This window comes from Salmonella sp. SAL04214, from assembly GCF_046550615.1.
Taxonomy (GTDB): domain Bacteria; phylum Pseudomonadota; class Gammaproteobacteria; order Enterobacterales; family Enterobacteriaceae; genus Salmonella; species Salmonella enterica.
This window is the reverse complement of sequence record NZ_JBGDXT010000002.1, coordinates 341682-355854: the sequence shown is the minus strand read 5'-3', so window position 1 is coordinate 355854 and position 14173 is coordinate 341682. Positions and strand designations below refer to the sequence as shown.

At 51.7% G+C, this 14173-nt stretch carries 12 protein-coding genes; 6 read left to right on the top strand and 6 right to left on the bottom strand.

The features are described 5' to 3' along the window. Window positions 1-21: 21 nt before the first annotated feature. The 4 genes from ACLJQD_RS04905 to aspA all read right to left on the bottom strand — a co-directional run bounded on the left by ACLJQD_RS04905 (window position 22) and on the right by aspA (window position 5020). The gene (locus ACLJQD_RS04905) at window positions 22-1725 is read right to left on the bottom strand and encodes a protein-disulfide reductase DsbD (protein ID WP_017441219.1); all 1704 of its coding nucleotides are present in this window, start codon (window positions 1723-1725) and stop codon (window positions 22-24) included. After that, window positions 1701-2048, bottom strand: a complete 348-nt coding sequence (gene cutA, locus ACLJQD_RS04900; RefSeq protein WP_000887832.1) for a divalent cation tolerance protein CutA — start codon at window positions 2046-2048, stop codon at window positions 1701-1703. The genes ACLJQD_RS04905 and cutA overlap by 25 nt, the downstream gene beginning before the upstream one ends. Before the next feature lie 120 nt (window positions 2049-2168). Next, the gene (gene dcuA / locus ACLJQD_RS04895) at window positions 2169-3470 is read right to left on the bottom strand and encodes an anaerobic C4-dicarboxylate transporter DcuA (RefSeq protein WP_000637595.1); all 1302 of its coding nucleotides are present in this window, start codon (window positions 3468-3470) and stop codon (window positions 2169-2171) included. Window positions 3471-3583: 113 nt separating this feature from the next. Next, window positions 3584-5020 (bottom strand): aspartate ammonia-lyase, encoded by a 1437-nt coding sequence (gene aspA, locus ACLJQD_RS04890; RefSeq protein WP_000069440.1) that lies wholly within the window; start codon window positions 5018-5020, stop codon window positions 3584-3586. Window positions 5021-5360: 340 nt separating this feature from the next. Here aspA and ACLJQD_RS04885 point away from each other — a divergent pair, with 340 nt between their 5' ends. Then, complete coding sequence (locus ACLJQD_RS04885; protein ID WP_017441218.1) at window positions 5361-5837, top strand: FxsA family protein; 477 nt, start codon at window positions 5361-5363, stop codon at window positions 5835-5837. A 58-nt stretch (window positions 5838-5895) separates the two neighbouring features. On the opposite strand, the gene yjeH is transcribed toward ACLJQD_RS04885, so the two are convergent. Continuing rightward, window positions 5896-7137, bottom strand: a complete 1242-nt coding sequence (yjeH, locus tag ACLJQD_RS04880) for an L-methionine/branched-chain amino acid transporter (RefSeq protein WP_023205022.1) — start codon at window positions 7135-7137, stop codon at window positions 5896-5898. A 275-nt stretch (window positions 7138-7412) separates the two neighbouring features. Between yjeH and ACLJQD_RS04875 the strand changes: the two genes are divergently transcribed. The 5 genes from ACLJQD_RS04875 (at window position 7413) to ACLJQD_RS04855 (ending at window position 13247) form a co-directional block, all read left to right on the top strand. After that, window positions 7413-7706, top strand: coding sequence for a co-chaperone GroES (locus ACLJQD_RS04875; protein WP_000027827.1), 294 nt, complete (start codon window positions 7413-7415; stop codon window positions 7704-7706). Window positions 7707-7749: 43 nt separating this feature from the next. Beyond that, window positions 7750-9396 (top strand): chaperonin GroEL, encoded by a 1647-nt coding sequence (groL, locus tag ACLJQD_RS04870; RefSeq protein ID WP_000729126.1) that lies wholly within the window; start codon window positions 7750-7752, stop codon window positions 9394-9396. A gap of 1093 nt (window positions 9397-10489) precedes the next feature. Beyond that, window positions 10490-12163 carry a group II intron reverse transcriptase/maturase gene (ltrA, locus tag ACLJQD_RS04865; protein ID WP_017441217.1) on the top strand — a complete coding sequence of 558 codons (1674 nt, stop codon included), beginning with the start codon at window positions 10490-10492 and terminating at the stop codon, window positions 12161-12163. Between the two features lie 148 nt (window positions 12164-12311). Then, entirely contained in the window at window positions 12312-12539 is a 228-nt protein-coding gene (locus ACLJQD_RS04860; protein WP_017441216.1) for a DUF2188 domain-containing protein, read from the top strand. 354 nt (window positions 12540-12893) lie between these two features. Further along, window positions 12894-13247, top strand: a complete 354-nt coding sequence (locus tag ACLJQD_RS04855) for a DUF4156 domain-containing protein (RefSeq protein ID WP_000558210.1) — start codon at window positions 12894-12896, stop codon at window positions 13245-13247. Between the two features lie 47 nt (window positions 13248-13294). Here ACLJQD_RS04855 and ACLJQD_RS04850 read toward each other — a convergent pair whose 3' ends face one another. Then, window positions 13295-14152, bottom strand: a complete 858-nt coding sequence (locus ACLJQD_RS04850; protein ID WP_017441215.1) for a YjeJ family protein — start codon at window positions 14150-14152, stop codon at window positions 13295-13297. Window positions 14153-14173: the final 21 nt, after the last annotated feature.

The window sequence follows — 14173 nt, the reverse complement described above, 5'->3', positions numbered from 1 at the left end:
CTTTGCTTTTGCAAGTGTCGCTCACGGTTGGCGATCGTGCAAATGCGCGCTAAAGGTGGCGGCGTCCATAAAGCCGGTGACTCGCGCTTGCGGCTGTTCCTGGCCTTGGGCATCAAAGAACAGAATGGTGGGCAGCCCGAGGACTTGCAGATGCTTTAACAGCGCGACATCCTGCGCATTGTTAGCGGTGACGTTAGCCTGCAAGAGCACCGTGTCGCCGAGCGCCTGCTGGACCCGCGGATCGCTGAAGGTATACTTTTCAAACTCTTTACAGGCCACGCACCAATCGGCGTAGAAATCCAGCATAACGGGTTTGCCTTTGGCCTGCGCCAGCGCCTGATTGAGTTCATCCACGGTAGAAATAGCCGTGAAATTGAGGTGCGCTGGAGCTTGCGCGGATGGCGATCCGAACGCCCAATCCTGTAGAGGCCGCACGCTAATGAGCGCTACCGCCAGCAGGATAATCTGTACGATACGCATCCACGCTCGTCTGGCCTGAAGGCTGGTGATAAAGGCCCAACCAAAGAAAGCGACGCCCAGCAGCGACCACAGACGTAAACCCCAAGCCTCGCCAATAATCCGCTCCAGTAAAAAGACCGGTAACGCGAGGATCACGAAACCAAAAGCGGTTTTAACATGCGCCATCCACGGGCCGCTTTTCGGTAGCAGACGGTTGCCAAACACGGTGACCAGAATTAGCGGCAGACCCATACCTAATGCATACAAATACAGCGTACCGCCGCCCAGCCACATGTTGCCGCTCTGAGCGATATAAAGCAGGATCGCGCTTAACGGCGCTGTGGTACAGGGCGAGCAAATTAATCCTGCAATCGCCCCCATAACAAAAACACCGCCGGGCGAGCCGCCTTGCTGACGATTACTCATTAATGTCAGCCGGGTTTGCAGTGAGGAGGGGAGCTGTAGTGTGAACAGGCCAAACATCGACAACGCAAGCAGGGTGAACACGATGGCAAGGCCGATTAACACATAAGGGTGCTGCAGCGCCGCCTGAAACTGTAATCCCGCCGCGGCGACGACCAGACCCAGTGCGGTATAGGTCAGCGCCATCCCTTGTACATAGATAAAGGCCAGCAGCAGTGCGCGCCCCGTCGACAAACGCTGCCTTCCCCCCAGGACAATACCGGAAATCAGCGGATACATGGGTAAAACGCAGGGCGTAAAGGCGATACCGATGCCGATCAGCAACGCCCAGAGCGCGGAAAACGGTAGCTGGGCGGCGGGTTTTGACGTCTCACTCGTCTGGGTGACAGCAGGCGTCGGCGTGGCGTCTATTGCCGCGGCGACTTCACTTAGCGGCACCGTTTTCGTTTCCGGCGGATAACAGAATCCCGCATCGGCGCACCCCTGGTACGTTATCGTTAATGTCGCGCCAGCCGCCGCCTGGTTAACCGTTACCGGAACGTTTAGCCGCTTACGGTAGATTTCGCTTTTTCCGTAGAACTCATCTTCATGCCAGACGCCTGCCGGGAGTTGGACTGCGGCGATATCCGCTTTCGTCGGCGTGATACTGATTTGTTTACGGTAAAGGTAGTAACCCTCTTTTACCTGCCAGGAGAGGGTAAGATCGTGTTGATTTTGCTGAAAATCAAAAACAAACGCCCGGTCGGCAGGGACGAACTGCGAGCGACCCGGCGCGTCGAATAATCCGGCGAAGGCGGATGTGCTGCACAGCAGCAGGATCAGCGTAAAGATGCGTTGAGCCATGAGAGGTAATCAGTATCTCCGTGAGTAACAGGTAAAACCAGAAGTTCAGGCGTTTGATACGGGTGATGAGACTTCAGGCAGTCGATAAGCGCTTGCTGATGTGAAACGGTGGTTTTTAAGATCATTTGAACTTCATACTCCTGCTCCAGTTTGCCTTCCCAGTAGTACAGCGATGTCGCGCCGGGGAGGAGGGTGGCGCAGGCGGCCAGTTTTTCCGCCAGCACTTTGGCGGCCAGATCCTGGGCGGTAGCTTCATCCGGGGCGGTACAAAGCACCACAACGGCCTCGGGGATGGAAATATCCTGACTCTTAACATCAAGCATAAACACCTCGAAAGAACAAAAAGACCCGCAAGTGAACGGTCACTATACAACGGACGAGGGCAGGATGTTAGTCAAAGGGCGGGAGAATGCGGGGCGTGATACGCCCCGCGGGTGAAACACTTACAGCATAAAGCTGCCCAGCAGGAAGCCGAAGCAGACAGCCAGAACGACGCCCAGGGTGCCTGGGATGAAGAACGGGTGGTTAAAGACGAATTTACCGATACGGGTTGTACCGGTGTCATCCATCTGTACCGCCGCAACCAGAGTCGGGTAGGTCGGCAAAATGAACAGGCCGGAAACGGCGGCGAAGGAAGCGACTGCCGTCAGCGGAGAGACGTTCAGCGCCAGCGCCATCGGCATCAGCGCTTTCGCCGTTGCCGCCTGAGAGTAGAGCAGCGCGGAAGCAAAGAAGAAGATGACGGCCAGCAGCCACGGATGCCCCTGGATGACGCTACCCGCAGTGTCTTTGATCCAGTCGATGTTAGCGGATACGAAAGTATCGCCCAGCCACGCCACGCCCAGAATACAGATACAGGCGCTCATCCCTGCTTTAAAGGTACTGGAGTTGAGGATGGCGTCAGTTTCCACTTTACACAGGATGGTGGTCAGCGTTGCGACGCTCAACATGATGATCAAAATAGCGTTGGTGGTGTTCATCAGCGGTTTCTCAACCAGGCCGAGGCTCGGACTGTTGACAATCGCATAAACAACCACGCAAATAACGCCCAGCAGGAACAGCCAGACGGAATTTTTTGCCATCGGTTTGATTTCAATCTGCTTTTCACCACGCAGTTCAATCAGCCCTTCTTCCAGACGCTTGCGGTAAATCGGGTCGTCCGACAGTTTGGAGTTGAACAGCATCGTGACCAGGAAGGACATCACCAGCACCGCCAGCAGCGTAGAGGGGATAACCACGGACAGCAGGTGAATGTAGCTAATGCCATGACCTTCCATAACAGAAGACATATACACCACGGCCGCAGAAATCGGCGAGGCGGTAATCGCAATCTGCGCGGATACCACGGCGGTCGAGAGCGGACGGCAAGGTTTGATTCCCTGCTCCTTCGCGACTTCAGCAATAACCGGCAGCGTTGCCAGGGAAATGTTCCCGGTACCAGCAAAAATAGTCAGGAAATAGGTCACAATCGGTGCGAGGATAGTGATGTATTTCGGGTTCTTACGCAGCAGTTTTTCCGTCTGGTTTACCAAATAATCCAGACCGCCCGCGACCTGCATAGCAGAGATCGCGGCGATAACCGCCATGATGATGGAAATGACATCGAATGGAATTGTCCCTGGCTTCACGCCGATGGCGGCAAGTACCAGAACACCCAGCCCACCTGCGAATCCAATACCGATGCCCCCAAGTCTGGCGCCCAAAAAGATTGCCAGCAAAACAATGATAAGTTCGACAACTATCATATTAGCCTTCCTTGTTGTTTAACAAGTTGATATTAAATTGTTGTTATTTGGTAACTTCTTGTAAGAAAAAGGCACGTCATCGTGACGTGCCTCTTTGGTACTACCCTGTACGATTACTGTTCGCTTTCATCAGTATAACGTTTAGCTTTATAAGCCGGGTGCATCAAGTTCTGTACGGAGAAAATATCGTCCAGCTCGGCTTCCGTTAACAGGCCGCGCTCCAGCACAACTTCACGTACGCTCTTACCGGTTTCAGCACAGATTTTACCGACGATGTCGCCGTTGTGGTGGCCGATGAACGGGTTGAGGTAAGTGACGATACCGATGGAGTTATAAACGTACCCTTCGCACACTTCTTTATTCGCGGTAATGCCGTTAACGCATTTTTCCAGCAGGTTGTAGCACGCGTTGCTCAGAATGTGGATGGATTCGAACATCGCCTGACCGATAACCGGCTCCATAACGTTCAACTGCAACTGACCGGCTTCCGCCGCCATCGTAACGGTGGTGTCGTTACCGATGACTTTAAAGCATACCTGGTTTACGACTTCCGGTACTACCGGGTTCACTTTGGCTGGCATGATGGAAGAGCCCGCCTGCAGTTCCGGCAGGTTGATCTCGTTCAGGCCGGCACGAGGACCAGAAGAGAGCAAGCGCAGGTCGTTACAGATTTTGGACATCTTCACTGCCAGACGTTTCAGCGCGCTGTGAACCATAACATACGCGCCACAGTCAGATGTCGCCTCAATCAGATCTTCAGCCGGAACACAGGCGAAACCAGTGACTTCAGCCAGTTTTTTCACCGCCAGCGGAGAGTATTCTTTCGGCGTGTTCAGACCGGTGCCGATTGCCGTTGCGCCAAGGTTGACTTCCAGCAGCAGCTCAGCAGTACGCTCGATGCTTTTCACTTCTTCTTTCAGCAGGATGCTGAACGCACGGAATTCTTGACCAAGCGTCATCGGTACGGCGTCCTGCAACTGGGTACGACCCATTTTCAGGATGTCCTGGAATTCAACCGCTTTACGTTCGAAACCTTCACGCAACTGGTTGATGGCATCGATCAGTTTGACGATAGAGGCGTAAACCGCTACACGGAAGCCTGTCGGATAGGCGTCGTTAGTGGATTGACATTTATTCACGTGGTCGTTCGGGTTCAGGTACTGATATTCACCTTTCTGATGACCCATCAGTTCCAGCCCGATGTTGGCCAGCACTTCGTTGGTATTCATGTTGACGGAAGTGCCCGCGCCGCCCTGGTAGACATCTACCGGGAACTGGTCCATGCACTTACCGTTGTTAAGGACTTCATCACATGCGGCAATGATGGCATTCGCCACACTCTTAGGAATGGTTTGCAGCTCTTTGTTGGCCAGCGCCGCCGCTTTTTTTACCATAACCATGCCACGCACAAATTCAGGGATGTCGCTGATTTTGTTATTGCTAATGTAGAAGTTTTCAATCGCTCTCAGAGTGTGAACACCATAGTAGGCTTCAGCTGGAACTTCCCTGGTACCCAACAGATCTTCTTCGATACGAATGTTGTTTGACATGTGAACCTTCTTTTTCAAGCTGCCAATGATTTTTACTTTAAAACACACAGGATATATGTGATTTCGAATGTTTTCTGACCGACGATTATCCCCTCCATCGGCCTGATAAACGAGATCATATGCTGCTTCAGAATTCCTACCGTAATCTGGATCACTTAAAGTGTGGGAATTTACCCCTTATTTATTATTTTGTGAAATAGGTCACCGCTTTAGTATTACTACCTAAAATAGGTGTACAAACCACTTGAAATTTTGCTACGCACCACCATATCGAATCGATGCGAATCGCAACCCCATTCAAATGGTCGTCGCAGACGGCCATGACTTACAGGAGAGTCCTTTGCGCTGGATACCCTTTTTAGCTGTCTTTCTCTATGTTTACATTGAGATTTCTATCTTTATCCAGGTCGCCCATGTGCTTGGTGTCCTGATGACGCTAATCCTGGTGATTTTTACGTCTGTTATCGGTATATCGCTGGTACGTAACCAGGGTTTTAAAAACTTTTTGCTGATGCAACAAAAAATGGCGGCCGGTGAGAGCCCGGCGGCAGAAATGATTAAGAGTGTATCGCTGATCATCGCTGGCTTACTGCTCCTGTTGCCGGGGTTTTTCACCGATTTTCTCGGCCTTCTCCTTTTGTTACCGCCGGTGCAAAAACATTTGACGCTGAAGTTGCTGCCGCATTTACGTTTTTCCCGGATGCCGGGCGGCGGGTTTAGCGCGGGTACTGGCGGTGGCGAAACATTTGACGGCGAGTATCAGCGTAAAGATGACGATCGCGATCGTATTGAACATAAAGACGATCGTCGGGATTAAAGGTAGAAATGTTGGTCGGATAAGTCGCACGAGGCGTTATCCGGCCAGCGGATGCGTCTTACGCCATGCGTTTTCGCTTCGGTAAAAACAGCCATAATGCAGCCAGCATGATAATGGCATATAAGCTTTTCCACCCCAGCATTGCCAGCAATAACAGGCACAGTAGACAACCCGTCACCGCCAGTGCATAGCAACGCCCTTTCAACAGTCGACAGCCCGCCAGCATACAAAGCAGATAGAGCATAATAAAAATACCGTTAGCATAGACGATCAGCGCATTGAGGTTAATCTTCAGGGCGTAGACGACCAGGGAACTCACGCAACAACAGACCAGAATAACGTTCAACGCGTGCAAGGGAAGGCGCCCGGGAGAGAGTTGAGCCAGATAGTGATCGGGCTGATATTGCATTTGCGTCCATATCAGACGCGCAAAACTCTGAGCATACACATTCAGGCTGGCAAAGCAGGTGAGATAACCAATAATGCAGGCTACCCACAACGCCTGGATACCGAAGAGATGAACAATAATAAGCGGTAGCGATGCTGTTGCCGCTATCTTGTCGCTATAGACGCCAAAATGCAGCACCACGGCGGTACAGGCCCAATAAATGGCGCCGGCCAGCATCAGGCCAATGATCAATGCGCGCGGAAAATCACGTTCAGGATTTTTAAATTCAGATGACAAATGCGTAAACGCCTCAATTCCCACAAATCCCCAGAACATGATCGCCAGGGCGGTACACAGCCGGGAAAAGGTAATTTCGTTTGCGGCTGGGAAGGTGATATCTGCAGGTTTAATCGCGCCTTTCCACAGAATGGCGGCAATAAGCGCGATAATTAATCCAGCGATAATGGCTTGCAGGTTGGCGCTGGAGCTGGCGCCGCGCGATCCCATAAACCATAGTAAACCTAGAGTACCCAGCTCCCCAAATAAGAGCTGTTCGCTTTGCCAGCCAAACAGCGCCTGGCCGAAACCCACCGCAATATGCAAGGCTGCGGGAAAACTAACAGGAATGACTGATAAAAACAGCCAACTGATCACCCGTTGCAGACGCGGGCCAAATGCCATCCCGACAAAATGCGCTACGCCGCCAGCGTGTGGAAAATGACGCCCCAGCACAGCAAAGACAATCGCAATAGGGAAAATCAAAATAATGAGCAGCGGCCATGCCCAAAGGCTGATGTTGCCTGCCGCCAGCGCAGCCAGCTCCGGAAGCGCAAAAACGCCAGTCCCTAATAATGATGTGGTTAACAAGATAACGCCCTGAACCAATCCAAGCTCTTTTTTTAGTTCATTCATCAGCTCATTATCCGGCGGCATTGTAACGTCAGGTGACGACAGACATTTTTAAGCGTATCACACACGCCTTTTCTTATAGCAGGATGTTCTAAACCTTGGGTAAACGTGAGATAAGTAGCGTTTTTACCGCTTTTTTCGCTCAGAAGAATTTTTTTTCATCTCCCCCCTTGAAGGGGCAAAACCCCATCCCCATCTCTCTGGTCACCAGCCGGGAAACCGTTTACGGGCCGGCGTCACCCATAACTGATAATGACTTTCTCAAAGGAGAGCTATCAATGAGTATTCGTCCGTTACATGATCGTGTGATCGTCAAACGTAAAGAAGTTGAGTCCAAATCTGCTGGCGGCATCGTACTGACCGGTTCCGCAGCGGGTAAATCAACTCGTGGCGAAATCATCGCTGTCGGTAAGGGTCGCATCCTGGACAACGGTACTGTACAGCCGCTGGACGTGAAAGTTGGCGACATCGTTATTTTTAACGATGGCTACGGTGTGAAATCTGAAAAGATCGACAATGAAGAAGTGTTGATCATGTCTGAAAGCGACATTCTGGCAATTGTTGAAGCGTAATCCGCGAACGACACTGAACATACGAATTTAAGGGAAAGAGAAAATGGCAGCTAAAGACGTAAAATTCGGTAACGACGCTCGTGTGAAAATGCTGCGCGGCGTAAACGTACTGGCAGATGCAGTGAAAGTCACCCTCGGTCCGAAAGGCCGTAACGTGGTTCTGGATAAATCTTTCGGTGCGCCGACTATCACTAAAGATGGTGTTTCCGTAGCGCGTGAAATCGAACTGGAAGACAAGTTTGAAAACATGGGCGCGCAGATGGTGAAAGAAGTTGCCTCTAAAGCGAACGACGCTGCAGGCGACGGTACCACCACCGCGACCGTACTGGCGCAGTCCATCATTACCGAAGGCCTGAAAGCCGTTGCTGCGGGCATGAACCCGATGGACCTGAAACGTGGTATCGACAAAGCGGTTGCTGCTGCGGTTGAAGAGCTGAAGGCGCTGTCCGTACCGTGCTCCGACTCTAAAGCGATTGCTCAGGTAGGTACTATCTCCGCTAACTCCGACGAAACCGTAGGTAAACTGATCGCGGAAGCGATGGATAAAGTCGGTAAAGAAGGCGTCATCACCGTTGAAGACGGTACCGGTCTGCAGGACGAACTGGACGTGGTTGAAGGTATGCAGTTTGACCGCGGCTACCTGTCTCCTTACTTCATCAACAAGCCGGAAACTGGCGCAGTAGAACTGGAAAGCCCGTTCATCCTGCTGGCTGATAAGAAAATCTCCAACATCCGCGAAATGCTGCCGGTTCTGGAAGCCGTTGCAAAAGCAGGCAAACCGCTGCTGATCATCGCTGAAGATGTTGAAGGCGAAGCGCTGGCTACCCTGGTTGTTAACACCATGCGTGGCATCGTGAAAGTGGCTGCTGTTAAGGCACCGGGCTTCGGCGATCGTCGTAAAGCGATGCTGCAGGATATCGCTACCCTGACCGGCGGTACCGTAATCTCTGAAGAGATCGGTATGGAGCTGGAAAAAGCAACCCTGGAAGACCTGGGTCAGGCGAAACGCGTTGTGATCAACAAAGACACCACCACCATCATCGATGGCGTGGGTGAAGAAGCTGCCATCCAGGGCCGTGTTGCTCAGATCCGTCAGCAGATTGAAGAAGCGACCTCCGACTACGATCGTGAAAAACTGCAGGAGCGCGTAGCGAAACTGGCAGGCGGCGTTGCGGTTATCAAAGTTGGCGCTGCGACCGAAGTTGAAATGAAAGAGAAGAAAGCCCGCGTTGAAGATGCCCTGCACGCGACCCGTGCTGCGGTAGAAGAAGGCGTGGTTGCTGGTGGTGGCGTTGCGCTGATCCGCGTTGCTTCTAAAATTGCTGACCTGAAAGGCCAGAACGAAGACCAGAACGTGGGTATCAAAGTTGCGCTGCGCGCAATGGAAGCTCCGCTGCGTCAGATCGTGCTGAACTGCGGCGAAGAGCCGTCTGTTGTCGCTAACACCGTTAAAGGCGGCGACGGTAACTACGGTTACAACGCAGCAACTGAAGAATACGGCAACATGATCGATATGGGTATCCTGGACCCAACCAAAGTTACCCGTTCTGCGCTGCAGTACGCGGCTTCTGTGGCTGGTCTGATGATCACTACCGAGTGCATGGTGACCGACCTGCCGAAAAGCGATGCTCCTGATTTAGGCGCTGCTGGCGGCATGGGTGGTATGGGTGGTATGGGCGGCATGATGTAATGCGACGAGAGTCGCATTCCTCTGCGTAACTAACTGAATAAAATAGAGAATTTTTCTCTTGCAGTTAGCTTGCGTGCCCGGTGAGCGGGGCTTGCCCCGCTCCCAAAACCCTTTAGCGTAGCATAAGGTGGAGTCGCTTCGGCGGTGGAATACGCGCCCGTAGTTTGGGTTACCTTTCAGTGATGAGCAGTAACGCGCCCATTACTTTCACTCAGTTATCTGCGGCAGTTTACTCTGCGCAGAATGCCCGTCAGGGCAGGCATCGGCTAATCCCATACCGATGTTACATCCTTAACGATTATGGCGCGGTTTGCCATACATCATCACTTCATCCTTTCATGGATTCATGAACAGGACGGGATCGTTTTGCTCGCGATCTTTACAAGAGGAATGCAGCGCAAGCTGTACGGGTGATTGTTCTGTCGCTATTTCTTGAGCAGAAATAGTGAAGAAGAACCCGTTGTTCAGCCAACGGTAGCCTAGGGATAGTGCGTCACTGGCAACGGTGGGGTGCGGAGCTTCCTGACAACGTACTCCCGCGCAAGCGGCGGTTGATATCCGTGAGGAAATTAACTGGATTGGTCTAACGACATGACCATGAGAGGCCAGGCTGTATCGTAAGGTTAACGTACGTGAACTGCTGTTAAACACCGTCAGCCGCATTGAGCGTAAGTCGTTGATACGCTTTGACCAAAAGGTGGGTGGACAGGTTATCTCTTTTACATCTGGGGATACGCTGATATGAGCGCCACCGGTGGATAGGCAGAACCTAACCGATACGTGTCATCTGTACGGAACTCGGTAAGCCCGTATATTCGCCTCGTTGAGGCAGGGGAGTCGCAAGGCGAACTGTTGGGTATGCGGGTAAGGGAGGTTGGAAAAAGCAAACGCTGCGCTGTAATGGCGTGGATAGAGGCATGAAACAGGGCCTCACCGGAAACGGGGCAGACTTCCAACTGGTCTTAAATCGTAATAAGGCTTGTAAAGCTTATTGAATGTAAAACCCCGAGGGGCGAAACGTGATTTCTCCCTCGGGGGGAATCCACGTTCGTCCTCAGGGTGCTCTCGACAGAGCATTCAGGAGGATAGCAAGGTGAATACCGAAACGCGAGTTGAATCGCAGGCGGTATCTGCGTCTTCCCGCCCGGAAAGGTGGCACGCCATTAACTGGCGTAAAACCTCAGAAGCGGTGAGAAAGCTACAGGTACGCATTGCGAAGGCAGCGCTTCAGCAGGAGTGGCGGCGGGTAAAAGCGCTGCAACGAATGCTGACCCGTTCGCTGGCGGCTAAGGCATTAGCGGTCAGGCGAGTCACGGAAAACCGGGGCAAGGATACCCCCGGAGTGGATGGAAAGTTATGGAGTACCCCGAAAACCAAATGGGAGGCCATCTTCGATATGAAGAGAACCGGATATCACCCTAAACCGCTGCGGCGGGTGTATATCCCGAAGTCGAACGGCAAGTTGCGTCCGCTCGGGATACCGACTATGAGAGACAGGGCCATGCAGGCGTTATATCTGCTGGCGCTGGAACCCGTATCGGAAACGACAGCCGACCGCAACAGTTATGGTTTTCGTCCGATGCGTTCAACGGCGGACGCTATTGAACAGTGCTTTGTAGCGCTCAGCCGGGGCAACTCGGCGCAGTGGGTGCTGGAGGGCGACATCAAAGGGTGCTTTGATAACATCAGTCATGACTGGTTACTCTCGCATATTCCGATGGATAAGCAGGTGCTGGGTAAATGGCTGAAGGCAGGCTACATGGAATCTGGTCATTACCATGCAACCGGTGCGGGAACGCCTCAGGGCGGCATCATCTCGCCGGTGTTGGCCAATATGGCGCTTGATGGACTGGAAGCGGTGCTTGCATCCCGATTTGGGGTGAAAAACACCAAAGCCAGCTATAAGACCAAGGTCAACTATGTGCGTTACGCGGATGACTTTATCATCACTGGTATCTCGCAAGAGCTGCTGGAAAATGAAGTCAAACCTCTCGTTGAAGCCTTTATGGCGGAACGGGGGCTGCAATTGTCGCCGGAGAAAACGGTGATAACGCATATTGAGCAGGGTTTTGACTTCCTCGGCCAGAACGTGCGCAAGTATCGCGGGAAAATGCTGATAAAGCCTTCCCGTAAGAATCTGCGAACGTTTCTGGCAAAAGTGAGGGACATCGTGAAGCGTCATCCGACGCAGCCGCAGGACTGGCTGATACATCAGCTCAACCCGGTATTGCGGGGCTGGGCGAACTATCACCGGCATGTGGTGGCGAAAGAAACGTTCAGCTATGTGGATTACCGTGTCTGGAAGCTGCTCTGGCGCTGGTGTTGCAGGCGGCATAAAAACCGCTACAAACGCTGGGTGAAGGCTAAATACTTTCATACGGTGAATAACCGGCGTTGGGTGTTTCAATGGCGGGAGGATAAGGAAAATCCGGTAACACTGGTCTGGGCAAAAGACACCGTTATTAAACGACACACTAAGATAAAGGCGGAAGCTAACCCTTATCTGCCTGAATGGGAACTGTACTTCGAGCAGCGCCTTGAGCGTCACTGGAAGGAAACCATGCAGGGTAGGAAGAAGTTGCTGGCGCTCTGGCTCAGGCAGGAAAAACGCTGCCCGCTCTGTAACCAGTTAATCACAACGGGGACAGGCTGGCACGTTCACCATAAGCACCAGAAGCATCTGGGCGGCGGTGACGAGCTTGAGAATCTGGTGATGCTGCATCCGGGTTGTCACATCCAGTGGCATGTTAATAATTCTTATGATTAGGAGTTGAAGTTGAGGTATCTAACCCCAATTTTAATAGGGAATTCATATAGGTTGAGTTGTACGTTATGGATGGAATGACAACCTGTATCCCTCTCTATTCTCCAGAGGATACTAGGTAATTATCTGGTTGGAGGATGGAGTTGTAATCATGGGTAAAGATCAACATGTAGTGAAACGGGATGATGGTTGGGCAGTTCGTGGTGAAAACAACACTAAGGACACTTCGCACCATGCAACACAGCAAGAAGCTATTGATGCTGCAAGGAAGATCGCGAAGAACCAAGAAAGCGAATTGGTTATTCATGGGCGAGATGGAAAAATCCGTGCTAAAGATTCATACGGTAATGATCCATGTCCACCCAAGGATAAAAACTAACCATCGCTGCCGGTTCAACCCGTCGGTTGAACTTATTAAGGCTTGAGCCGTATGCGGGGAAACTCGCTCGTACGGTTCTTAGGGGGCGGCGGCGCAGTAATGCGCTGCTGCTACCCGACATTGCCCATACCCTGCATCCTTCAGGCTGCAGATGCGTTGGCTAACCCCAGTCACTTCCTTGAGTAAGTGACTGGGGATTACCGCCTTCCTGCAACCAGAATGATTTGGGTGCTTATCTCCCAGAATTGAGAAACCCCCGGGCAGAAATGACCGGGGGTTTTTCTTTTAGTCATCTTTTTAGTATAAGATTCAGATACGGACAAAACGTCCAGCTCATTGATTATGGGGAATAACATGCACGTGAAATATTTAGCAGGGATCGTTGGCGCCGCGCTGCTGATGGCGGGTTGTAGCTCCAGCAACGAACTCACCGCTGCCGGCCAAAATGTACGCTTTGTCGAAGATAAGCCAGGCGCGGAATGCCAGCTAATTGGTACGGCAACCGGTAAACAGAGTAACTGGTTTTCAGGCCAGCACGGCGAAGAGGGTGGCTCAATGCGTGGCGCAGCGAACGATCTGCGTAATCAGGCGGCCGCGATGGGTGGAAACGTGCTGTATGGCGTAAGTAGTCCGTCACAGGGCATGTTGTCCAGTTTTGTCCCGACGGCCAGCGAGATGAACGGCCAGGTTTATAAATGTCCGAACTGATATGTCTGAATCGTAACGCCCTCTGAAAGATTCAGAGGGCGATATGGTTAGCGTTTTTCCTGCGATGACGCCATGCGTAGATTATGCAACGCGCGCATGCATTGATCTTGCGTCAGACGCGCTGCTTTACCGGTTCCAAGCGTTCTGACATAAACCTTACACGGTTTTCCTTCCAGCTTTTTAAGACGCGGGCTGAAATTCAGCAAGCGGCGTGATATCGCTTCAGCTTCTTTAGAGCCTGACTGACTACGGGTCTTAATGATGGTGCCGCAATCATGCGATTGTCCTGCCTCATCCGTATAACGATAAACGAGCGCTAAATAATGGTTATACAGATTATGTTTCCAGTCAGGCTGATTATAGGTATCGAATTCGATATTACCGTTTTCCAGGCAGTCAGCATCGTATAATGGTAAAAAGTCCAGCATTGAAGAAATACGCAATGCGAGCTCACGCATTTCGGCATTATTAATGGCGTGAATAATAGCCATCACCAGAACTTCAACCTGCCACTCACCGACCTGTAAATCAAGATGGCTACCATTGTGCAGCTTTAACGTAAAGGTTAATACTTTTTCTGTATTATCGCTCAACGCTAAAGATTCAACACGCTGATTAACATCGGCGTTTTCCAGCTCTTCACGGAGTATTGCCGGAATATTCTCATGCATTTTAAGCACATGACTGCTTTTGGCTTTCTGGCGTTTTTCCTGCTCTTGTTCCGGAAGCGAGTGTTGTAAATAAAGCCGGTGTTCAAGGCCGATCAACAAGTCTCGCAGCGCGAGCACAGGAAAGAAAAGCAGTGTTTCTTTATTTCTCAGTGACTTCACCTTAAGCGCCAGCGCGATAAACTTATCATTGTGACGAATAACGCCGGTATTTAGTCCCTTAATCGTTAAGGCCATGTCAATTCTCCACAAATATAA

Excerpts from the sequence above, each read along its gene's own strand:
- ACLJQD_RS04905 (WP_017441219.1), bottom strand. The coding sequence starts at position 1,725 with ATGGCTCAACGCATCTTTACGCTGATCCTGCTGCTGTGCAGCACATCC.
- cutA (WP_000887832.1), bottom strand. The coding sequence starts at position 2,048 with ATGCTTGATGTTAAGAGTCAGGATATTTCCATCCCCGAGGCCGTTGTG.
- dcuA (WP_000637595.1), bottom strand. The coding sequence starts at position 3,470 with ATGATAGTTGTCGAACTTATCATTGTTTTGCTGGCAATCTTTTTGGGC.
- aspA (WP_000069440.1), bottom strand. The coding sequence starts at position 5,020 with ATGTCAAACAACATTCGTATCGAAGAAGATCTGTTGGGTACCAGGGAA.
- yjeH (WP_023205022.1), bottom strand. The coding sequence starts at position 7,137 with ATGAATGAACTAAAAAAAGAGCTTGGATTGGTTCAGGGCGTTATCTTG.
- ACLJQD_RS04875 (WP_000027827.1), top strand. The coding sequence starts at position 7,413 with ATGAGTATTCGTCCGTTACATGATCGTGTGATCGTCAAACGTAAAGAA.
- groL (WP_000729126.1), top strand. The coding sequence starts at position 7,750 with ATGGCAGCTAAAGACGTAAAATTCGGTAACGACGCTCGTGTGAAAATG.
- ACLJQD_RS04860 (WP_017441216.1), top strand. The coding sequence starts at position 12,312 with ATGGGTAAAGATCAACATGTAGTGAAACGGGATGATGGTTGGGCAGTT.
- ACLJQD_RS04855 (WP_000558210.1), top strand. The coding sequence starts at position 12,894 with ATGCACGTGAAATATTTAGCAGGGATCGTTGGCGCCGCGCTGCTGATG.
- ACLJQD_RS04850 (WP_017441215.1), bottom strand. The coding sequence starts at position 14,152 with ATGGCCTTAACGATTAAGGGACTAAATACCGGCGTTATTCGTCACAAT.